Raw genomic sequence first — 18,098 nt, forward strand, 5'->3', positions numbered from 1 at the left:
CAATGAAATATTGTACATTTTTATTTTTAAATAAATAAAAAAAGCTCAAACTGATTGGGACAGAGAGCTTTTTACCAGCTTAACTTTTTTGGATTAATAGATTAATTAATCTTTGTTTTGAAGAATGTATTCAGCCATTCTATCAGTTATCACAATCACATCTATTAATCCAGCAGTGAGTGCGGTTTCGAGGGCGTCTTTTTTATGTAGTCCATTTGCAAGTGCAACAACAGTAGGGATATTTTTTAATTCTTCCAAGCTTAAGCCGATTACGTGCGTATTAATTTTTGTTTTAGCTTCTTTGCCGTTTGCTGTGTAGAAACGAGAATTAATGTCGCCAATGACATCTTTGTAACGTAATTCTTCTATAATTTCTGGGGTAATATAGCCAATTTCTTCCATTGTGCTGTGGTTATAAGGGCTAGAAATCCCAACTATCGCCATATCTACTTTTTTTCCTTCTTCCAAGACTTCATTAATATATTTATTTTTGGATAAATCGTTTTTCATTTCGGTATCTTCTACAAGTGCGGGTGCATAAAGATACTTAGAATGGCACTGCATTTTCTTTTTTAAGTCATAACAGATTTGGTTGGAGTGAAGATCAATATCACTGGATCCCATTCCGCCAATAAGGGGAATAATTGATAAATTTTTATGAGGGATATATGGAAATTCATTAGCAAATTTGCGAATCGTTTTCCCCCAAGAAATCCCAAGAGTATTAACTTTAGCAATACGTTTACTGAGCGTATAAGCGGCTTCTTTGGCTAGAAAATTCAATGCCTCTTCTTCGGACATATCATGTGTTGCGACTACAATTGCTTCTTCTAGTCCAAATTTTTCTTCTAATTTTTGTTCTAAGTCAACTGTGTAATAAGTTTCATCCTTAATAAAGATTTCCACAATTCCTAAATCTTTGGCACGTTGTAGTGTTTTGGAGATGATGGATCTAGATATCCCGACTTTTTTTGCAATTTGTGCTTGGGTCCAACCGTAATGATAATACCAGGTAGCGATTTTCACCATATCTCTTTTTTCTTCCCATTTCATCTTTATTACCTCCATTCTACATAATAACGGAACAAAAGTTATACGCTGTCACAAATGTTTCATGCTAATAGTATCATATAATCTGCTTTATGCAAAGTTGGGGAGGAAGTTTTATTTGTGTCAAAATGACAAACGATAACTTGCTTAGTGTTGGAGCTTTTTTCGTGAATAGTTAGAGAGTTCGTCCAGAAAATAACACCTTTTTCTTCTCTAGGGAGAATTTTAGCCAGCTTCGGCATGATATTATAAATTTGAGTTTTAAAGCAGTCTTTTTGCCGAAACACTTCAAGATTAATCCACTACTTTTAAGGAGATTGAAAAAATGAAAATGAAATGGAAAATATCTCTACTGCTTGTTTTATTATTTGCGTTCTTTGCTCCAGTTTATACAAGTGCGGTAGAAACAGAAGGAGATGCTGCTAATGAATTAGAAGCCAGCGAAGAAGTAAATGATATAGAAGGAGGTGTGGAAGAATCTGATCCTATCGAAGTGCTGCCAGAAGTCCTATTACCAGTAGCCTCCCACAAGATAGAGGAAACTAACGAGAATAGAACTAAAGCATTAACGAAAGAAAAATCTTTACTTACTACAGAACCAAAAAAAGTAACTGCAATCCCAACTGGTAGCACGATTGCTACTGTTTTTCCAGATGCAGAAATGGCGAGCACGATTGTTACATCATTAAATACCACATCCTATAGTCCGACCCAACAAAAAAGAACTTGGACGGTCAACGATATTATTACAGAAAATGATTTGCTAACAATTAGTCGTATTCTGGGAAATGGTGAAAAACTTAAATCTATTGAAGGAATACAATACTGTACACAGGTAATTGAAATTTCATTCACAGCTAATAGTGCTAGTATCGATACAGGTCTTGATAATATTGCACCTTTAGCAGAAGCGGTTGGTGGATATCCTAAACTGGAAACACTAACATTACGTTCGATGTTGAAACTTCAAGATTTGTCTCCTCTTAGTCAAATTGATGGTGGTTTTCCAAAATTAACTACTTTTACCATTGCCGTTATCTCGTGTAAAGACTATTCTTTTTTGACAAAAGTAGTTGGAGGATTTCCTCAATTAAAAAACTTGGTTATAAATACGGGTTACTTTAAGGATTTAAGTGTCCTTTTGCAAATCGATAAAGGTCTTCCTAATTTAGTAAATTTAAATCTGTCTTCAAATAAAATCAGTGACACTTCTTCATTAGCTAGTTTTAACGAGCTATCTCAATTAGAAGTCTTAAACTTAGGTAGTAATTTAATTGATAATCTAGATTTTTTAGAAAACCCAAGTGGATGGCCTAACTTAAAAGAACTTCTATTAAACTATAACCTAATAGGAAACAACGCTTTGAAAAGTTTTCCTAATGTATCTGCTGGCTTTCCAAAATTAGAGCGATTAGCTTTAGGGCAAAATAAAATTAGTGACATAACGTCACTAACGCAAAAGAATTTTTTAAATATGAAAAATTTTGAGCTTACTTATAATCAGATAAGCGATATATCTTCCCTAGCAAATATGCAGTTCAACTATTCAATTTATATTAATGTTTCTAAACAAGGAATATTGCTTCCGATTATTAATTCTGTTGCCACAAATCAAAGCTTTACAACTGAAAGTATAGATATTATAGACGAGTTAGGTAATAACCAACCGCCTAATACGTTCTTGCCATATACAGGGACTTATCAAGCGATAAATTCACAAATTACTTGGCCAATAAGCACTATGATAACTGACCCCTCATACGCAAGGAATGGTTATATTATTCCTTACATTCCAGCACATGATGGAGTTTCTTATGGATGGAATTATACAAGAAATGAAAATAAAAGGAATGTGAGCTTTAGTGGAACAGTCTATCAGCCATTAAATTATGTGCACTTTCCACCGACAATAACAGCAGATAATTCACAAGAATATGTCGAAAATGAAACAGTAACGGAAGCTGATTTTTTAACAGATATACATGCCACTACAGATGATGGGTCTCAAATAGATTCCGACTTTGAAACAGTTGTTGATAAATCAGTTCCGGGTGATTACATGGTGACACTAATAGCTTCTAATGGCGTGGGTGCCGCGACGCCAGTATCCGTAACAGTCCGTATCCTAGCTAGTTTAGAGTTGGAAGTTCCTGCCAGTTTTCGAATGGATGTGGATGCGAATGTAGATGCAATCCCGACTTCAGACACGAACCAAACGCTAAAATGTTATGGAGCTATGGGGGTGGCCGATTTAAAAGTAACTGACCGTCGAAGCGTGAAACCAGGCTGGACAGTGACCGCCTCGATGACCCCATTTACGAATAGTAAGGGAGATATACTAGAATCTCCGCTTAAATACCAGAGTCAAACATTAGCAAGTGGTGCAGTTTATTTAGGGACAACTAATCAACCGATAGAAGTCAAGGCGGCGAGTAGTCAGACTGGATATATTACCACTACTTCCGACCTCCAAGACCGATTAACAATGGATGTCCTTCCGAATGATGCTTTGGTTGATGATGCCTATGAAGCAAACATTACTTGGACTTTAGAAGACGCTCCTAGATAAAAAAATTTCTAAATATCTCTTCCTTTTCAAGCCTTGCAACACATATCAAGCATTATTTTAGTTAATTACAATTCATTTGTGTCAAAAAAACAAACTGTATTTTTCGTTATGCAGGAACATTTTCAAACCTATTACATATTTTCAAGTAGGAAAAAACAGTCTCCTTGTCTCTTCGTAGAGAAAATTTATCAATGAGCACATGGTAGTATAAAATAAGTTCTCGCCCCATCTATACATATTTTATTTAATACGTTATTAAAGGGAGTGGTTTTTAATGAAAGATTTATTTACCCATGAAGAGTTCGTTGGCATGATGCAGAAATACGGTTTGAGACATACTAAGCGTAAATTAGTACGTGGCGAAAATATTCTCACACATGCAGTACATCTTGATAGTGTCATTTTATTAATGGATGGTTACATAAGTAGTTATACCTGTGAAGCTCCTGAAAAATTATTATCTATTTTTGAACCCGGTATTTTTTTAAGTTATTCGATTTTGGAAGAAACTCCGATGATTGTGACGAATATTGCGCTATCAGACACATGCGAGATATACGAATATAAAAAAGAAGATATCGAATATGCATTAACCTTATTTCCGGAAAATTTTGGGTTTCAGTATTTTTTTCTTAAAAAAATTGGGCGTCATTTATATTATCGAACTTTATTAAATGGGAAAAAACACAAGGAAAAACTATACTATGCGATGAAATATCTGGGGGAGCTTATAGGTAGCAAGGATGAACAAAATAATATTGTGCTACCAAAGGAAATTACGATAAATATATTAATCGAATATAGTACTTTATCAAGAGCAGCATTTTATCGACAACGTATTCATTTATTAGAGAAAAAAATTTTGAAAACAAATAAGAATAGTTTTATAGTGCAAGACATTACACCGGAAATGTTTTGATATTTGAATAGGATTGATTAAAGGAGAGCTGCAAATAATGAACATTAATTGGAAGACATTTTTGCTTGTTGTTTTATTATTGGCACTTATTGTTCCTGTTTATACAAAAGCCGTGGAGACAGGAAATGAGGTTAAAGATTTAAGTGAAGTAGAAGGGGGAGAAAAAGTCGATAATACGCAAGAAAGTATTACTTCAACAGAACCAGTCGAAGTGTTGTCAGAAATTCCTTCCATACCTAAAAAAACAGCTAAAAGTTCGTCTGATACCGAGGCGTTAACCAAAATCAAAGAAGTACCTAAAATCACTGCTAAGCAAAACAATGTATCAGCTATTTCAAATGGCAGCACAATCTCGGATATTTTCCCCGATACGGTAATGGCCAGCACAATTGTTAGGGTATTGAATTCAACTACTCTTAGCCCTACACAGGTAAAAAGAAATTGGACAGTTAATGATGTTGTTACAGAAAATGATTTACGAACTATTTTACAGTTTTGGGGAGTTGGTCAAAATATCACATCTATTGAAGGGATACAATATTGCACAAATCTAAGAGAAATTTCGATTGCTGATAGAGTTAATGATGATAATAGTAAAGGGGTTGTAAGTTTAGAACCCTTGTCAAAAGCAGTTGGCGGATTTCCGAATCTTACTGAATTAAAGCTTGACACAATGCAAGCTACGGATTTGTCACCACTTGGCCAAATTGAAGGTGGTTTTCCAAAGCTAGAAAGAATATATATAAGGAATTTACCAGTGACAAACGCTTTTTTTATTAAGGAAGTGGATGGAGGTTTCCCTAAGCTAAAGGAATTAACTATTACGAAGTGTAAAGTAGACAATTATCCCTCTTTTTCACAAATTGAAGGTGGTTTTCCTAGCTTGGAAATTTTAAATTTGGGCGAGAATAAGTCGATTGATAACCTAGATTTTTTAATACATTCTGGTGGATTTCCAAAGTTAGAAGAGCTTTCTTTATTTTATAACCAAATTGATTCTACTGCTTTAGAAAGCCTAGCTAATATTCCAGGTGGTTTTCCTAAATTAGAAAAAATTAGTGTTACTGGCAATAAAATTGATGATTTAACTCCATTAACTCGAGTAGATTGGCCATTGTTAAGGTATATTTACATCGATAGAAATAATGTAGCTGATATATCAGAATTAAAAAACATTCAATCCAAGTATCGTATTTATATTGATGTTCGGGAACAAAGTATATTCCCTCCTAAAATTAGTTTGGATATTAGAGGAGGGTCAGGCATTTCAGTTAAAAGTGCAGATTTTAAGGATTTATATGGGGTTAACATACAGCCTACCACTTTTAAACCTGAGAACGGCTTGTATCAAACAACGGATTCTATGATTACTTGGGAATGGCCAGGTTCTGCCCCTAATCCTTACTATTACAAAGATTTTGTTAGATATAAGGGTGTCACATATAGCTGGGATAAAATTTATTATCCAACAGCTGAAATAAATATTGAGCAGGTAATGTATTCTGGTACAGTTTACCAGCAAGCGGATTTTATGCATTTTCCTCCTACAATATTAGCGGATGGGATGATAGAGTACGGTGAAAGAGAACAAATAACAGAAAAGCAATTTTTACAAGATATACATGCAACTACTGGTGAGGAGGATGAGGGGGTATTAGTAGATTCTAATTTTGAAAAAGTTGTTAATACTTATAATCTAGGCACCGAGTATTTGGTTACTTTAACTGCTTATAATCTATATGGAAGTGCAACTCCTGTAACTGTTAGAGTTCGTATTGAGCCAGCATTTGATATGCATTATCCTGCTACCTTCCGAATGGATATTGATAATAATCCAGATGCAGTGCCAATTTCGGATAAAAAGCAAATACTTCATGCTTACGGAACACCTATTGATCCTAAAGTAAATATTGTTGATAGGAGAGCGGCTGAAGGGAGCTGGATCTTAAGTTCGGCAGTATCGGTTTTTGAAAACAGTACCGGAGATATTCTTGAAACTACGCTTAAATACCATAGTGACACGCTTTCTTCTGATATATTGCTGAATTCGACTAATCAACCTATTGAAAAAAAAGGACCTGCGGGAACGCCGGGTACTGATTGGACTGATATTTCACTCCAAGATTGCTTAAGTATGGAAATTTTACCGAACGATGCACTGGCAGGAAGGGAATATACAGCAACAATAAATTGGACGTTAGAAGATGTGCCGCATTTATAACCGGATATTTTAGATAAAAGGAGCTATTTAAATTGAAAAAAATAGGATTCATTTTGCTTTGTTGTTTATTTATGTATACTTCACCCGCATTTACTGAAGCATACACAGATACAGCCAATAGCCAAGCAGGGATAACTTTTACAAAAGACTCGAGACCTCCTAGAGATGGAACGGATAACCAACAAGGTACTTTTCCGTCTAAAGCACCAATAAAAAAACTTCCCAAAACTGGAGAAAGTTCTGATTTTTACTTAGTTTTGGTTGGGTTGGGTCTGCTTTTCATCGCTAAAAAGAGTTGTTTAAGGAGGTGATATAAGGCAAGGGAACTAGGTTTACAGTACGACAAAAAAAGGATAACAGAAAGAGGAGAATTATAATGACAAGCAAAACAGTAAAAGTAACAACAGCGAGTTTATTAGCACTAGGACTAATGGTAACTCCAGCACTTTCAGGAGATTTTGCCAAAGCGGCAACGACAGTATCAAAAGATTCAACAGGAACAATTAAATTTGACAAAAGCACAACACCAGATCCAGACCCAATTGACCCAGATCCAATTGACCCAGATCCAATCAATCCAGATGATCCGCCAGTAGGTTCAGATGATCTTTGGATTTTGGCAGTATCTGATTGGGATTTTGGGATTCATAATGTAGCTTCTTTATCTACAGGCGCGCTTAATGTCAACGCAGCAGATGCAACAATTTCAACTTATACAGATACAAATGCCAATGGAAAACAAGATTTGCCAGCGGAAGCAACAGTAGCCAAAGCGGTAACACCATATGCGCAAATTAGTGATGTTCGAGGTACCAACACTGGTTGGACACTTTCTGTTACAGGTAGTGCATTTGTAGATTCTTCCACTCCTGCAAAAACTATTCCAGGTGCACAATTAACTATTCCAAAATCAACAGTTAGCTCTGCGGTTTCTACTGCACAAGCCCCAACTGGATATGATAATGTAACAATTTCAATGACCGGCTCAGGTGCGGTCCCAGTAATGGCAGCACGTGACAAGCAAACGGCAACACCAACAAACTTTAGCGATGATGAAGGAATGGGAACTTGGACAGATAGCTTTGGTTCAGCAGCAACAAATGCAACAACTGCCTCTAAACCAAAATTAACCATCCCGCAAAATGTTGTTGTAGCGGATGGGACTTATGAAAGTACTTTAACTTGGACTTTAAGTGATACACCAGCTATCTAACATTTTTTAAAGAGAAAACTTCATTGTACGATGTTGTTTTCTCTTTTTATATTAAGTATCTAGGAGGAAAAAGCGACTTGAAAAAAATACTTGCTATCATCTTTGCTTCTACACTAATGGTCATATGTCTACCAAATCATTCTACAGAAGCATCAGAAAATAATAGTTTCTCTGTCAAAGCAATCCTTCCCGCAAATCAAGCATCTAGTGTAACGTACTTCGATTTACAAATGAGTCCGAAACAAGAACAAACGATAAAAGTGGAATTAACGAACCAAAGTGACGAAGAAATAACCATTGAATGTTTAGCGAATACAGCAGTTACCAATGATATGGGCTATGTTGATTATTCAATCCCAAACACAAAACCAGATAAAACATTAAAATATCCTTTTGCGGAAATTGTTACAGAAGGCGCAAATGAAATAACTCTTAAACCAAATGAAACAAAGGACTGGACTGCAACTATCCGCATGCCTGCAAACAAATATGATGGTATTATTTTAGGCGGACTACATTTTCAAGAAAAGAAAGATGAAGATGCAAAGAAGAAATCAGAAGAAAAAGATGTTCAAATTAAAAATGAATACGCATATGTTATTGGTGTGAAATTAACTGAAACACCAACTGTTGTAAAACCAGATTTAGCTTTAAACAGCATTAAACCAACAACTAAAAACTATCGAAATGTAGTTGAATTTAATTTACAAAATACAAAAGCGACTTTAGTTGGTGAACTAAGCGTGGATGCAAAAATATATAAAAAAGGGAACAAAGAAGTTTTACATGAATCAAAGCGAACCGATCTTTCTATGGCGCCAAATTCTAATTTTGATTACAGCGTAGACTGGGAAAACCAAGCATTAAAACCAGGGAAATATCAACTTCAGTTAGTAGCCAAAACAATAGATGACACATGGGAATGGACGAAAGACTTTACGATTTCATCTGATGAGGCAAAAACAGCTAATAATACTGCTTTAGGTCTTGAGAAAGATTATACTTGGCTTTATATTGCGGGAGGCATTGTGCTATTGCTTCTTATTATTACGGCTACTTATTTTATTGGTAAACGAGCTGCGAAGAAAAAACAAAAAGACGAATAAACCACGAAAAAACAGCTTGAAATTCAAGAATAGACTCTTGCTTTCAAGCTGTTTTTTATTATTTTTGAATTTTTTCTGTTTCGACGACTCGCAAACCTTTACGTTCTAAGTGTGCCACAATCTCATTTTTCTTATCTTCTGTTACACCAGTTGGTAAGGATACAAGCACGCGGCGAATGAAGTCTTCGGATTGATTGTCGAGTGTGATAAGGCTGGCAATACTTGAATAACGGTCGATGATTTTGGTGATTTTTGTTAAGGCACCTTTTACTTCACCAGTTGCAATCGTAAGTACATAACTAGTTGTTTTTACATTCCAACCATCTTGGAGTAGTCCAAGTAATTTTCCATGCGTTAAAATACCATAAAAATGACCTTGCTCATTTAAAACAGTGATATACGGTAACTCTTTAATAGTAAAGAATACTTCAAAGAAAGAAGCATTCACACAAATATGTTTCGAGGCATTTTTGATTAAGCTCATTACTGGGTCGCTTAAGCTACCACCATTTGCAGCATGTTTGTAAATGTGCATTTTATAAATATTACCTAAGAATTTTTCGCCTTTTTCGTCTAATACAGGAACACAGCGATAACCAGATTCTTCCAATAAATTGATAGCCTCTTGTAATGTAGCGTCTCCAGGTACCGTTGTTAAATTTATTTTAGGGATACAAAGGTTTTTTATCAACATGTTATTCACTCCATTCTTCTTCCCTTTTATTCTAACGTAAAGTAGGTCTTTTGTATAGAAAATCACTATGGGTTGTTGCGATAATTCGAAAAAAACGTGATTAATTACTTATATCCGCCTTAACTTTTGGTTAAAGGTTTAAATTTTCCAAAAAAAGTGTATTATTAACTATGCTATGTAAATATTTAATAGGAAGAAGGAAGTAGAAAAATGGGACAAGAAATGTTGAATTTTGATTATTATAACCCTACGCATATTATTTTTGGTAAAAATCGTTTGGAAGAATTAAATCAGGTTATTCCTGCAGATAAAAAAGTTCTACTATTATATGGTGGTGGAAGTGTTAAAAAATTTGGTACGCTAGATAAAGTGAAAGCAGTTCTGAAAAACAGAGAAATCGGTGAATTTGGCGGAATTGAAGCGAATCCTACATACGAAACTTTAATAAAAGCAATTAAACTTGTGAAAGAAGAAAACTATGATTTCTTGCTTGCTGTTGGTGGTGGTTCTGTTATTGATGGTACAAAATTTGTTGCTGCAGGAGCTTTGTTTGACGGGGATCCAATCCATATTTTTGGTAGTGGAATTGGAGAAAACCGTCCTATTACAGAAGCGCTTCCATTTGGGACAGTTTTAACTTTACCAGCAACCGGTTCTGAAATGAATAGCGGTGGCGTGGTAACTTTTGTTGAAAAGAAAGCTAAACTTGGATTCGGAAGTCCATTTACTTATCCAGTGTTTTCTTTACTTGACCCAGAACTTACATATACACTACCTGCGCGCCAACTTGCGAATGGAATTATGGATGCGTATGTGCATGTTATGGAACAGTATATGACTTATCCAGTGGGGGCTTTACTTCAAGATCGTTATGCAGAAAGCTTGTTACAAACATTGATTGAAATTGGACCAGATGTAATCGACGAAAATAATCACGACTATAATACTCGCGCGACTTTTATGTGGTCGGCTACAAACGCATTAAATGGTACACTATCTCGAGGTGTTCCGCAAGATTGGGCGAGCCATGGTTTAGGTCATGAAATTACCGCGCTTTACGGAATTGACCACGCTCGAACATTAGCCATTGTACTTCCATCACTTTTAAATGTACGTCGAAATGAAAAACGAGAAAAATTAGTGCAATATGCTGAACGAGTATGGGGCATAACTAACGGTGATGAGGATGCAAAAATAGATGCAGCAATTGCTAAAACACGTGAGTTCTTTGAAAGTCTAGGTGCGGGGACTAGATTTAGCGATTATGGTCTCGGCGAAGAAGTAGTGGAACAACTTGTGAATCAATTAGAACGGCATGGTTTAACAAGTATTTCAGAACGTGGCGATCAAACTCTAGAAGTATCTCGTCAAATATACACAAATGCATTATAATAGTTAATGAACTTTTCGTAAACACCAAAAAAATGGTAGCTTATTTATTTAATATGAGAAGAAAGGAAAGAGGCGATTTTTCTTGAGTACAGATAGTCCTGCAAAAGAAAAAACATTTTTTGGGCATCCGCGTGGACTCGCAACCTTATTCAATACTGAATTTTGGGAGCGATTTTCCTACTATGGGATGCGCGCAATACTTATTTATTATATGTATGATACCGTTGCGAATGGCGGATTAGGGTTTAGTCAAGCAACGGCAACAGCAATAATGTCAATTTATGGGTCACTTGTATTTATGTCTGGGGTTATTGGTGGCTGGTTTGCTGACCGAGTTTTAGGGCCTAGACAGACGATCTTTTATGGTGGAGTACTGATTATGTTCGGTCACATCGTGCTAGCATTACCAAATGGTGGAGCGACGGCTTTATTTATCTCCATGGCGTTTATTATTCTTGGAACTGGCTTGCTTAAACCTAATGTTTCTAATGTAGTTGGAGACTTATATCCGCCCGAAGACAATCGCCGAGATGCTGGTTTTAGTATTTTCTACATGGGAATTAATTTAGGAGCATTTATTGCACCTTTTATCGTTTCAGCTGTTTCAGATAAAGCTGATAGTTTCCATGCTGGTTTTAGTGTAGCAGCAGTTGGTATGGCAGTGGCGCTAATAGTTTATGTTTTGACTGGTAAAAAATATTTAAAAGAAGCAGGCAAAAAAGTACCAAATCCACTTCAAAAATCAGAAGCAAAAAGCCTGACCGTCAAAATTATAGGAATTATTTTGGCAATCGGTCTATTAATTGCTATTTTAACAATGATAACAGGTAGTCTAACCATTAATACCATCATTCTTGCTGTAACTGTAATGGGTGTTGGCGTTCCGCTTGCTTATTTCATTATGATGATGACAAGTAAGAAAACGGAACCAGATGAGAAATCTAGATTAACTGCATACATACCATTATTTTTAATCGCAGTTTTATTTTGGATGATAGAAGAACAAGGATCTAGTACGTTAGCGATTTTTGCTGCTGAAAGAACTGATTTATCAATTGGTGGATTTAATTTAAATCCTGCTAATTTCCAGTCGCTTAATCCAGTATTTGTGATTATCCTTTCACCAGTATTTGCTTGGATTTGGACACGGCTTGGGGATAGACAACCATCTACTCCACGTAAATTTGCACTAGGGTTATTCTTTGCTGGTTTATCTTTTGTTATTATGATGCTTCCGGGGATTTTGCACGGAGACACAACCACGCTAGTAAGTCCGCTTTGGTTAGTGCTCAGTTTCTTCATCTGTATTTTTGGGGAAATGTTTATCTCGCCAGTTGGCTTATCAGCAACAACGAAACTAGCTCCAAAAGCATTTGCATCTCAAACAATGAGCTTATGGTTTTTATCAGATTCGATGGGGCAAGCTTTCAACGCGCAAGCAACACAATTCTTTAGTGCTGATACAGAAGTTGCGTATTTCGGAATCACTGGTTTTGTAGCGATTGCTTTTGCGATAGCACTATTCATCTTGGCACCATTCTTGAAAAAGTATATGAAGGGTGTTCATTAAGACGTTTAGAAGTACTTTCTCTTTCATTAGAGGAAGTGCTTTTTTTATATGGAAAATAAATTAGTTTGCCATTAACAGCTAGTATTGCTAATATTAAAGGGAGAAGTGATAATTTAAAGGAGTGTATACATGGAATCATCAAGCAGGGTAGTAATTTATTTGACACGACATGGAAAGACGATTTTAAACACACTTGATAGAGTACAGGGATGGGCAGATTCCCCACTTACGGAAGAAGGAGCACTTGTTGCACATGATTTGGGTCGAGGTTTAAAAGGGACTGATTTTGTAGCCGCTTACGCAAGTGACCGAGGACGTGCAATTGAAACAGCGCAAATAGTGATGAAAGAAAGTGAAAATCATCATTTGAAATTAGCCAAACTAGCAGAAATTCGCGAATTCGGTTTTGGAAAATTTGAAGGTGAGTATAATCAAACAGTGCTGCAAATGGTGGCTAATGAGCATGGCTTTGATACCATTGAAAGCTATTATGATAAGACAACCGGAAATGATTCTAATCTCGTTATTGATACTGTACATCGACTAGATGAAACTGGTATGACGGAAAACTCCACTATTTTTGAAGAACGATTGACTGCAGGATTGGATGAAATTCTTATGGATGTGAAAGAAATAGGCGGAGGAAATGTTTTAGTAGTTGCTCATGGGATGGTTATTCACCGGATAATTGATATGATTGATCCAGGTCAAAACTTACAAACAATTGAAAATGCTAGTGTCACAAAAGTTATCTTTGAAAATGGAGCATATTCCATTGAAGAACCAGGTAATATGTTTTATGTTGAAGCTGGAAAACAAACGCAAGGGGGAGTTTAATTGTCGGATATAAAATTAACTGTCTATTTAGTAAGACATGGAAAGACGATGTTTAATACAAGTCGTCGCGTGCAAGGATGGTCAGATACACCGTTAACGAATGAAGGAATCAAAGTAGCTGAGTTTTTAGGTCGTGGACTTCGGGATACTCCGTTTGAAGCGGTTTACACAAGTGATAGAGGACGTACAATTGAAACAGCTGAAATTGTTTTGCGTGAAAGCAATCAATCACATTTAACAATTAATGAATTACGTGATTTCCGTGAATTTGGTTTTGGGAAATTTGAAGGTGAATTAGAAGATGTGATGTTTGGTAAAGTAATGGAGCATCTAGGATTTGATACATTAGAAGAAGCTTTCGACAGCTTTGGTGATGATGGCTACCGAATTGTTTCTGAAACAGTGGAAAAGTTAGATGAAACAGGAATGTCAGAGAGTTACGAGGAAATGGAACAAAGACTAAAAGCAGCTTTACAGACAGTCAGTACAGAAAATACAACAGATGATGCTAATATCCTAGTTGTTTCACATGGCATGGCAATTAATGCAATTGTTTCCTTCCTTAATCCTAAATTAGTAGATCCGGAACTTGCTAATGCGAGTGTGACAAAAATTATATTCAAAAATGGACAGTGGTCGATTGAGATAGTAAATGATTTAAGCTATATAGAAGCTGGGAAAGCAGTTTTAGCATAAGAAAAGACAGCAGAACTATGTGTTCGTTCTGCTGTCTTTTTAGTTTATTTTACAAATTTAATACAAACTGGTTCAGGTACTTTGACATCTTTTTGAAGTAATGTGAGTGAACCATCTTCTTTATTAACACCAAAAACAGTTACATTGTTGCTGTTTTCGTTTGTAGCTACGAGAATGTCACCAGTATAGTCAAGGTCGAAATCACGAGGTCCTACGCCTTCTACAGGTGTTGTTTGTGCAAGTGTTAATTTACCATCTTCGGCAACGGCAAAGCTAACAATCGCATCTTGACCACGATTGGAAACATATAAGAAACGACCATCTGGAGAAATATGAATTGCACTGCCCTTATTTTCTTTTTCAAAGTTAGCTGGAAGAGTAGCAATTGTTTGGATCACTTTTAATTCACCTGTTGATTTATCATATTCGGCAAAGATCACTTCGGAAGTTAACTCTGTCATAATATAAACAAAACTTTTATTTGGATGGAAAACAAGATTACGTGGACCGCTTCCTGGTTTTACATCTAATTCACTTGCTTGTTCAAGTTTACCAGCAGTAGCAGTATAAGTAGTTACTTTATCTGTACCAAGATCACATGTGACAACATATTTTTGATCTGGTGTAAAGCCGGCAAAGTGTGCATGGGGTTTTTCTTGACGTTCGTGAATGCTTTTACCCACGTGTTGAATAGTCGAAATTGCTGGTTTTACTGCTCCATTTTCAGTTGGATAGCTAACAATAGTTCCTAAATGATAATTAGCAGATACAACAATGGAACCATCCTGAGACGCGTCAACATAACAAGGTGGGTTCCCAGGTGCTAAATCTTGATTGATTAACGCCAGTGAGCCATCTGATTCGATAGAAAAAGCAGCAACGCCACCTTTATCTCCATCTTTTGCTACGGAATAAACGAATTTTTCGTCATCTGAAATTTTAAGGTATGTTGGGTTGTCCATTTTTCCAGCTAATGTATTTTCTTTAATTTCGCCAGTCGTTTTGTCGATTACAAGACGATAAATTCCTTGGCTTTCGACTTTGGTGTATGTACCAATATAAGCTGTTGCTTCATTATTTGACATGTTAAATCCTCCTATAAAAGATATTTCCTAGTTAATTATAGCATAGTGGGGAAAAGATATAAAAACATCAAGTTTATTGCAATATTATTACTTAAATGATGAAAAATAGTATTTTAGTCTTTTATGAAATATTTTTGTAATAAAAGTATTGACTAGGAAATAAAATTAATGTAAAATGTAATTATCCCATAAAGATTGTCGTTTGAAATAATTTAATTAAAGATAAATCACTTCCCCCGTAGAAATGTTTTTAATTATTTTATATCAAATAAACACTCCTTAAAAGATAGTTGTAGCACAGAATTTCCCAGGTTCTGTGCTATAATTATGTATAGAATAATGAAAAAAGAGCTTATTTTTAAATAGCTCTTTTTTTATGCGAGAGGATGATTACATGCTTTTTCAAACACACTTTGGAAATAAACAGTATAGCTGGGTTAACATTGATATAGACGAAACCAATAAATTAGAAGAGTACTTTGCGAATTATGGGGTGGATGATGAGGTCATTGCTTACTCTATGGACAGAAATGAAAGAGCGCACTTTGAATATGATCAAAAAACAAAGTCTTTTGTATTGATTTTTAATGTTCCTGATCAAAGGAAAATAGATAATCATCATGAAACAATTCCGATGGTGTTTATTATTAAAGGCTCGCAAATAGTAACACTTACTAATAAAAATAATCAATATATTATTGAAAATATGAAAAAGCATTTAGAAGAGGATACAGAAAAGACACTATACCAATTTTTATTTAGCAGTTTATATATTATTATGGATTCCTTTTTCCCTTATGTAGAAGAAATGGATGTGGAAAGAAAGACAATCAATGATAAGCTGAAAATTAAAACGACTAAAAAGAATTTACTTTCCTTATCGGATTTGGAAACAGGAATAGTTTACTTTGTATCTGCCTCTAAACAAAATGCGGCTTTACTCGAGCAAATGAAGGCGCACATGGTGTATCGTGGTTTAAATGAAGTGGAGAAAGAACAGTTTGAAGATGCTTTGATCGAAGCTAGACAATTAGTGGAAATGACAGATTTAAGCTCACAGATTTTGCAACAGTTATCTGGAACCTATAATAATATCTTAAACAATAATTTAAATGATACGATGAAAATACTTACAGCGTTGTCGATTTTGTTGACGGTACCGACAATCATTACTGGATTCTTCGGTATGAACATGCCACTTCCGCTTGAACATAATACATTTGGATGGGTAGTGACGATTTTTATTAGTGTTATTTTGTGGTTTGGACTTTCCTATGTTTTGCGGAGATTGATGAAATAGAAAGCCTCCGATTGTGGATAAAGGATGAAACATTGGTGTTCAGAAAGGAAAGACGATTTTTGCTTCTTTTATCCGATATGTATTTTTTACAATTGACTGATATAAAAGAATTTATGAATACAAAATTAGCTTTTTTTGAATGAACCAAAATTAAATGGAGTTAAAGAAAACAAAATGAAACCAGTCATCTGAGTGTCACTTTTACAAGCTAATCGCATTTTTTTAAAGAAAAGATTACATACGTAGGTGTATTTATTGCATTTGCTTTAATCTTACGAGTAGAAAAGATAGTTGCGTGTAGGCGCACAAAATCATTTTAGATGATAAGAAGAAGGCCCCATTTGAAGTATAATTTTTAAACATAAGAACACTTCGCTAGTTTATTGGTTTTATCACTTTTTTAGCAAAGGTGTTCTTATTTTTGTACAAAAAAAGTCCAGATGCCAATCAATTTGACTGGTATCTGGACTTTTTTGAAGCTCTTTATTTTTCGTTTCAAAATGGATTTAACTATAAAAAAATTTCAGCTTAATATCTTGATCATAATTTCCAAAACCGCGACCAAAAAGTGTACAACCACCAGCATTTTTGGCATCATCTTTTACTTCAATACGTAAATGCCAAGTATCTTCATTGCTTGGGATATCGGCAATAGTAATATCGGATAAAGCGACACCATCCATATTCGTTAAATGTTTTGTAATACGGATTGTTTTAAGTAAACCATATTGATTCAAATTATCTGGATACCAATCCGGTGTATATTTTCCTCGTATGTCTGCAAAATCTCCTGGACTTGTCCACGTACCTAATGTTACACCATTTAAAGTAAAAGTAATATCTGAAGGCCAATTATCATTGGCAAAAGGAAATTCAGATGAAATTTCCATTGAAATTTCCAGCATTTCTAATTTTTCGTTTTTAGAAAGAAAATTAGGTGTTTGATATTCCACAAACCCCTTTGTAAACCAAAGAATACGGGCATCCATTCGACGAGTATCTATAAAGTATTTTGGTTCATCCACTTCGCCAATAAATTCATTCATCGTTGCTAAACCACAAGTGGGCTCTACTGAGTAATTGGTGTAATGACCAACTGGAATAAACGTTTCTTTGGAGTCGAAAGCATTGAATATTTTTTCAGGAAAATTGATGTCGATTTTATCTACACGTAAACTAGAAATTTTCTTTTGACCGACTTTTTCTGTTTTTATAATATTTGCATCTTCCAATTTTTTAATATGCATCGTGATGATTGCGCTACTAAGTCCTAAAGCATTGGCTAATTCTTTGACGCTCATTTTATTTCTTGAAAGCAACTGAATAATCTTGATTCTCACCTTACTGGCTAACGATTCGTACACAGGTAAAGCTTCTTCATTGACTTCTAATTGCATGTGTTTCACCTCACTGTCTTTTATTTTATCTTAGTATTTATATTAATTA

At 35.2% G+C, this 18,098-nt stretch carries 15 protein-coding genes; 11 read left to right on the forward strand and 4 right to left on the reverse strand.

Annotated features, from left to right (window positions below):
• Positions 1–105 precede the first annotated feature (105 nt).
• A complete protein-coding gene (locus tag HCJ50_RS13625; RefSeq protein ID WP_185348308.1) occupies positions 106–1,053 on the reverse strand; it encodes a sugar-binding transcriptional regulator in 948 nt (315 codons plus the stop codon).
• Between the two features lie 322 nt (positions 1,054–1,375).
• On the opposite strand from HCJ50_RS13625, the gene HCJ50_RS13630 reads away from it, so the two are divergent.
• The 6 genes from HCJ50_RS13630 to HCJ50_RS13655 all read left to right on the forward strand — a co-directional run bounded on the left by HCJ50_RS13630 (position 1,376) and on the right by HCJ50_RS13655 (position 9,078).
• Positions 1,376–3,619: a LapB repeat-containing protein gene (locus HCJ50_RS13630; RefSeq protein ID WP_185348306.1), complete on the forward strand. Its 2,244-nt coding sequence runs from the start codon at positions 1,376–1,378 to the stop codon at positions 3,617–3,619.
• A 274-nt stretch (positions 3,620–3,893) separates the two neighbouring features.
• On the forward strand, positions 3,894–4,538 hold the full coding sequence (locus tag HCJ50_RS13635) for a cyclic nucleotide-binding domain-containing protein (protein WP_185348304.1): 645 nt from the start codon (positions 3,894–3,896) through the stop codon (positions 4,536–4,538).
• Between the two features lie 37 nt (positions 4,539–4,575).
• Positions 4,576–6,759: a LapB repeat-containing protein gene (locus HCJ50_RS13640; RefSeq protein WP_185348302.1), complete on the forward strand. Its 2,184-nt coding sequence runs from the start codon at positions 4,576–4,578 to the stop codon at positions 6,757–6,759.
• 32 nt (positions 6,760–6,791) lie between these two features.
• Positions 6,792–7,070, forward strand: a complete 279-nt coding sequence (locus HCJ50_RS13645) for an LPXTG cell wall anchor domain-containing protein (RefSeq protein ID WP_185348300.1) — start codon at positions 6,792–6,794, stop codon at positions 7,068–7,070.
• Between the two features lie 65 nt (positions 7,071–7,135).
• Positions 7,136–7,972 (forward strand): WxL domain-containing protein, encoded by an 837-nt coding sequence (locus HCJ50_RS13650; RefSeq protein ID WP_185348298.1) that lies wholly within the window; start codon positions 7,136–7,138, stop codon positions 7,970–7,972.
• Between the two features lie 77 nt (positions 7,973–8,049).
• Positions 8,050–9,078: a DUF916 and DUF3324 domain-containing protein gene (locus HCJ50_RS13655; protein WP_185348296.1), complete on the forward strand. Its 1,029-nt coding sequence runs from the start codon at positions 8,050–8,052 to the stop codon at positions 9,076–9,078.
• Positions 9,079–9,136: 58 nt separating this feature from the next.
• Here the strand turns inward: HCJ50_RS13655 and cbpA are convergent, their stop codons facing one another.
• Positions 9,137–9,772 carry a cyclic di-AMP binding protein CbpA gene (gene cbpA / locus HCJ50_RS13660; RefSeq protein WP_003718653.1) on the reverse strand — a complete coding sequence of 212 codons (636 nt, stop codon included), beginning with the start codon at positions 9,770–9,772 and terminating at the stop codon, positions 9,137–9,139.
• Between the two features lie 210 nt (positions 9,773–9,982).
• Here cbpA and HCJ50_RS13665 point away from each other — a divergent pair, with 210 nt between their 5' ends.
• The 4 genes from HCJ50_RS13665 to HCJ50_RS13680 all read left to right on the forward strand — a co-directional run bounded on the left by HCJ50_RS13665 (position 9,983) and on the right by HCJ50_RS13680 (position 14,267).
• Positions 9,983–11,164 (forward strand): iron-containing alcohol dehydrogenase, encoded by a 1,182-nt coding sequence (locus HCJ50_RS13665; RefSeq protein WP_185348291.1) that lies wholly within the window; start codon positions 9,983–9,985, stop codon positions 11,162–11,164.
• 82 nt (positions 11,165–11,246) lie between these two features.
• On the forward strand, positions 11,247–12,734 hold the full coding sequence (locus HCJ50_RS13670) for a peptide MFS transporter (RefSeq protein WP_185348289.1): 1,488 nt from the start codon (positions 11,247–11,249) through the stop codon (positions 12,732–12,734).
• Between the two features lie 129 nt (positions 12,735–12,863).
• Positions 12,864–13,571, forward strand: coding sequence for a histidine phosphatase family protein (locus HCJ50_RS13675; protein ID WP_185348287.1), 708 nt, complete (start codon positions 12,864–12,866; stop codon positions 13,569–13,571).
• Positions 13,572–14,267 (forward strand): histidine phosphatase family protein, encoded by a 696-nt coding sequence (locus HCJ50_RS13680; protein ID WP_185348285.1) that lies wholly within the window; start codon positions 13,572–13,574, stop codon positions 14,265–14,267.
• Positions 14,268–14,311: 44 nt separating this feature from the next.
• On the opposite strand, the gene HCJ50_RS13685 is transcribed toward HCJ50_RS13680, so the two are convergent.
• The gene (locus HCJ50_RS13685; RefSeq protein WP_185348283.1) at positions 14,312–15,352 is read right to left on the reverse strand and encodes a lactonase family protein; all 1,041 of its coding nucleotides are present in this window, start codon (positions 15,350–15,352) and stop codon (positions 14,312–14,314) included.
• A 394-nt stretch (positions 15,353–15,746) separates the two neighbouring features.
• Between HCJ50_RS13685 and HCJ50_RS13690 the strand changes: the two genes are divergently transcribed.
• Positions 15,747–16,652: a magnesium transporter CorA family protein gene (locus tag HCJ50_RS13690; protein WP_185348282.1), complete on the forward strand. Its 906-nt coding sequence runs from the start codon at positions 15,747–15,749 to the stop codon at positions 16,650–16,652.
• A 506-nt stretch (positions 16,653–17,158) separates the two neighbouring features.
• Here the strand turns inward: HCJ50_RS13690 and HCJ50_RS13695 are convergent.
• Positions 17,159–18,049 carry an ArsR/SmtB family transcription factor gene (locus HCJ50_RS13695; protein ID WP_185348280.1) on the reverse strand — a complete coding sequence of 297 codons (891 nt, stop codon included), beginning with the start codon at positions 18,047–18,049 and terminating at the stop codon, positions 17,159–17,161.
• Positions 18,050–18,098: the final 49 nt, after the last annotated feature.

The organism is Listeria immobilis (assembly GCF_014322765.1).
GTDB classification, from domain to species: domain Bacteria; phylum Bacillota; class Bacilli; order Lactobacillales; family Listeriaceae; genus Listeria; species Listeria immobilis.

What these genes read in the sequence shown, in the direction of transcription:
- HCJ50_RS13630 (WP_185348306.1), top strand. Translation starts at nt 1,376, where the DNA reads ATGAAAATGAAATGGAAAATATCTCTACTGCTTGTTTTATTATTTGCG.
- HCJ50_RS13690 (WP_185348282.1), top strand. Translation starts at nt 15,747, where the DNA reads ATGCTTTTTCAAACACACTTTGGAAATAAACAGTATAGCTGGGTTAAC.
- HCJ50_RS13665 (WP_185348291.1), top strand. Translation starts at nt 9,983, where the DNA reads ATGGGACAAGAAATGTTGAATTTTGATTATTATAACCCTACGCATATT.
- HCJ50_RS13675 (WP_185348287.1), top strand. Translation starts at nt 12,864, where the DNA reads ATGGAATCATCAAGCAGGGTAGTAATTTATTTGACACGACATGGAAAG.
- HCJ50_RS13625 (WP_185348308.1), bottom strand. Translation starts at nt 1,053, where the DNA reads ATGAAATGGGAAGAAAAAAGAGATATGGTGAAAATCGCTACCTGGTAT.
- HCJ50_RS13695 (WP_185348280.1), bottom strand. Translation starts at nt 18,049, where the DNA reads ATGCAATTAGAAGTCAATGAAGAAGCTTTACCTGTGTACGAATCGTTA.
- cbpA (WP_003718653.1), bottom strand. Translation starts at nt 9,772, where the DNA reads ATGTTGATAAAAAACCTTTGTATCCCTAAAATAAATTTAACAACGGTA.
- HCJ50_RS13650 (WP_185348298.1), top strand. Translation starts at nt 7,136, where the DNA reads ATGACAAGCAAAACAGTAAAAGTAACAACAGCGAGTTTATTAGCACTA.
- HCJ50_RS13640 (WP_185348302.1), top strand. Translation starts at nt 4,576, where the DNA reads ATGAACATTAATTGGAAGACATTTTTGCTTGTTGTTTTATTATTGGCA.
- HCJ50_RS13635 (WP_185348304.1), top strand. Translation starts at nt 3,894, where the DNA reads ATGAAAGATTTATTTACCCATGAAGAGTTCGTTGGCATGATGCAGAAA.
- HCJ50_RS13685 (WP_185348283.1), bottom strand. Translation starts at nt 15,352, where the DNA reads ATGTCAAATAATGAAGCAACAGCTTATATTGGTACATACACCAAAGTC.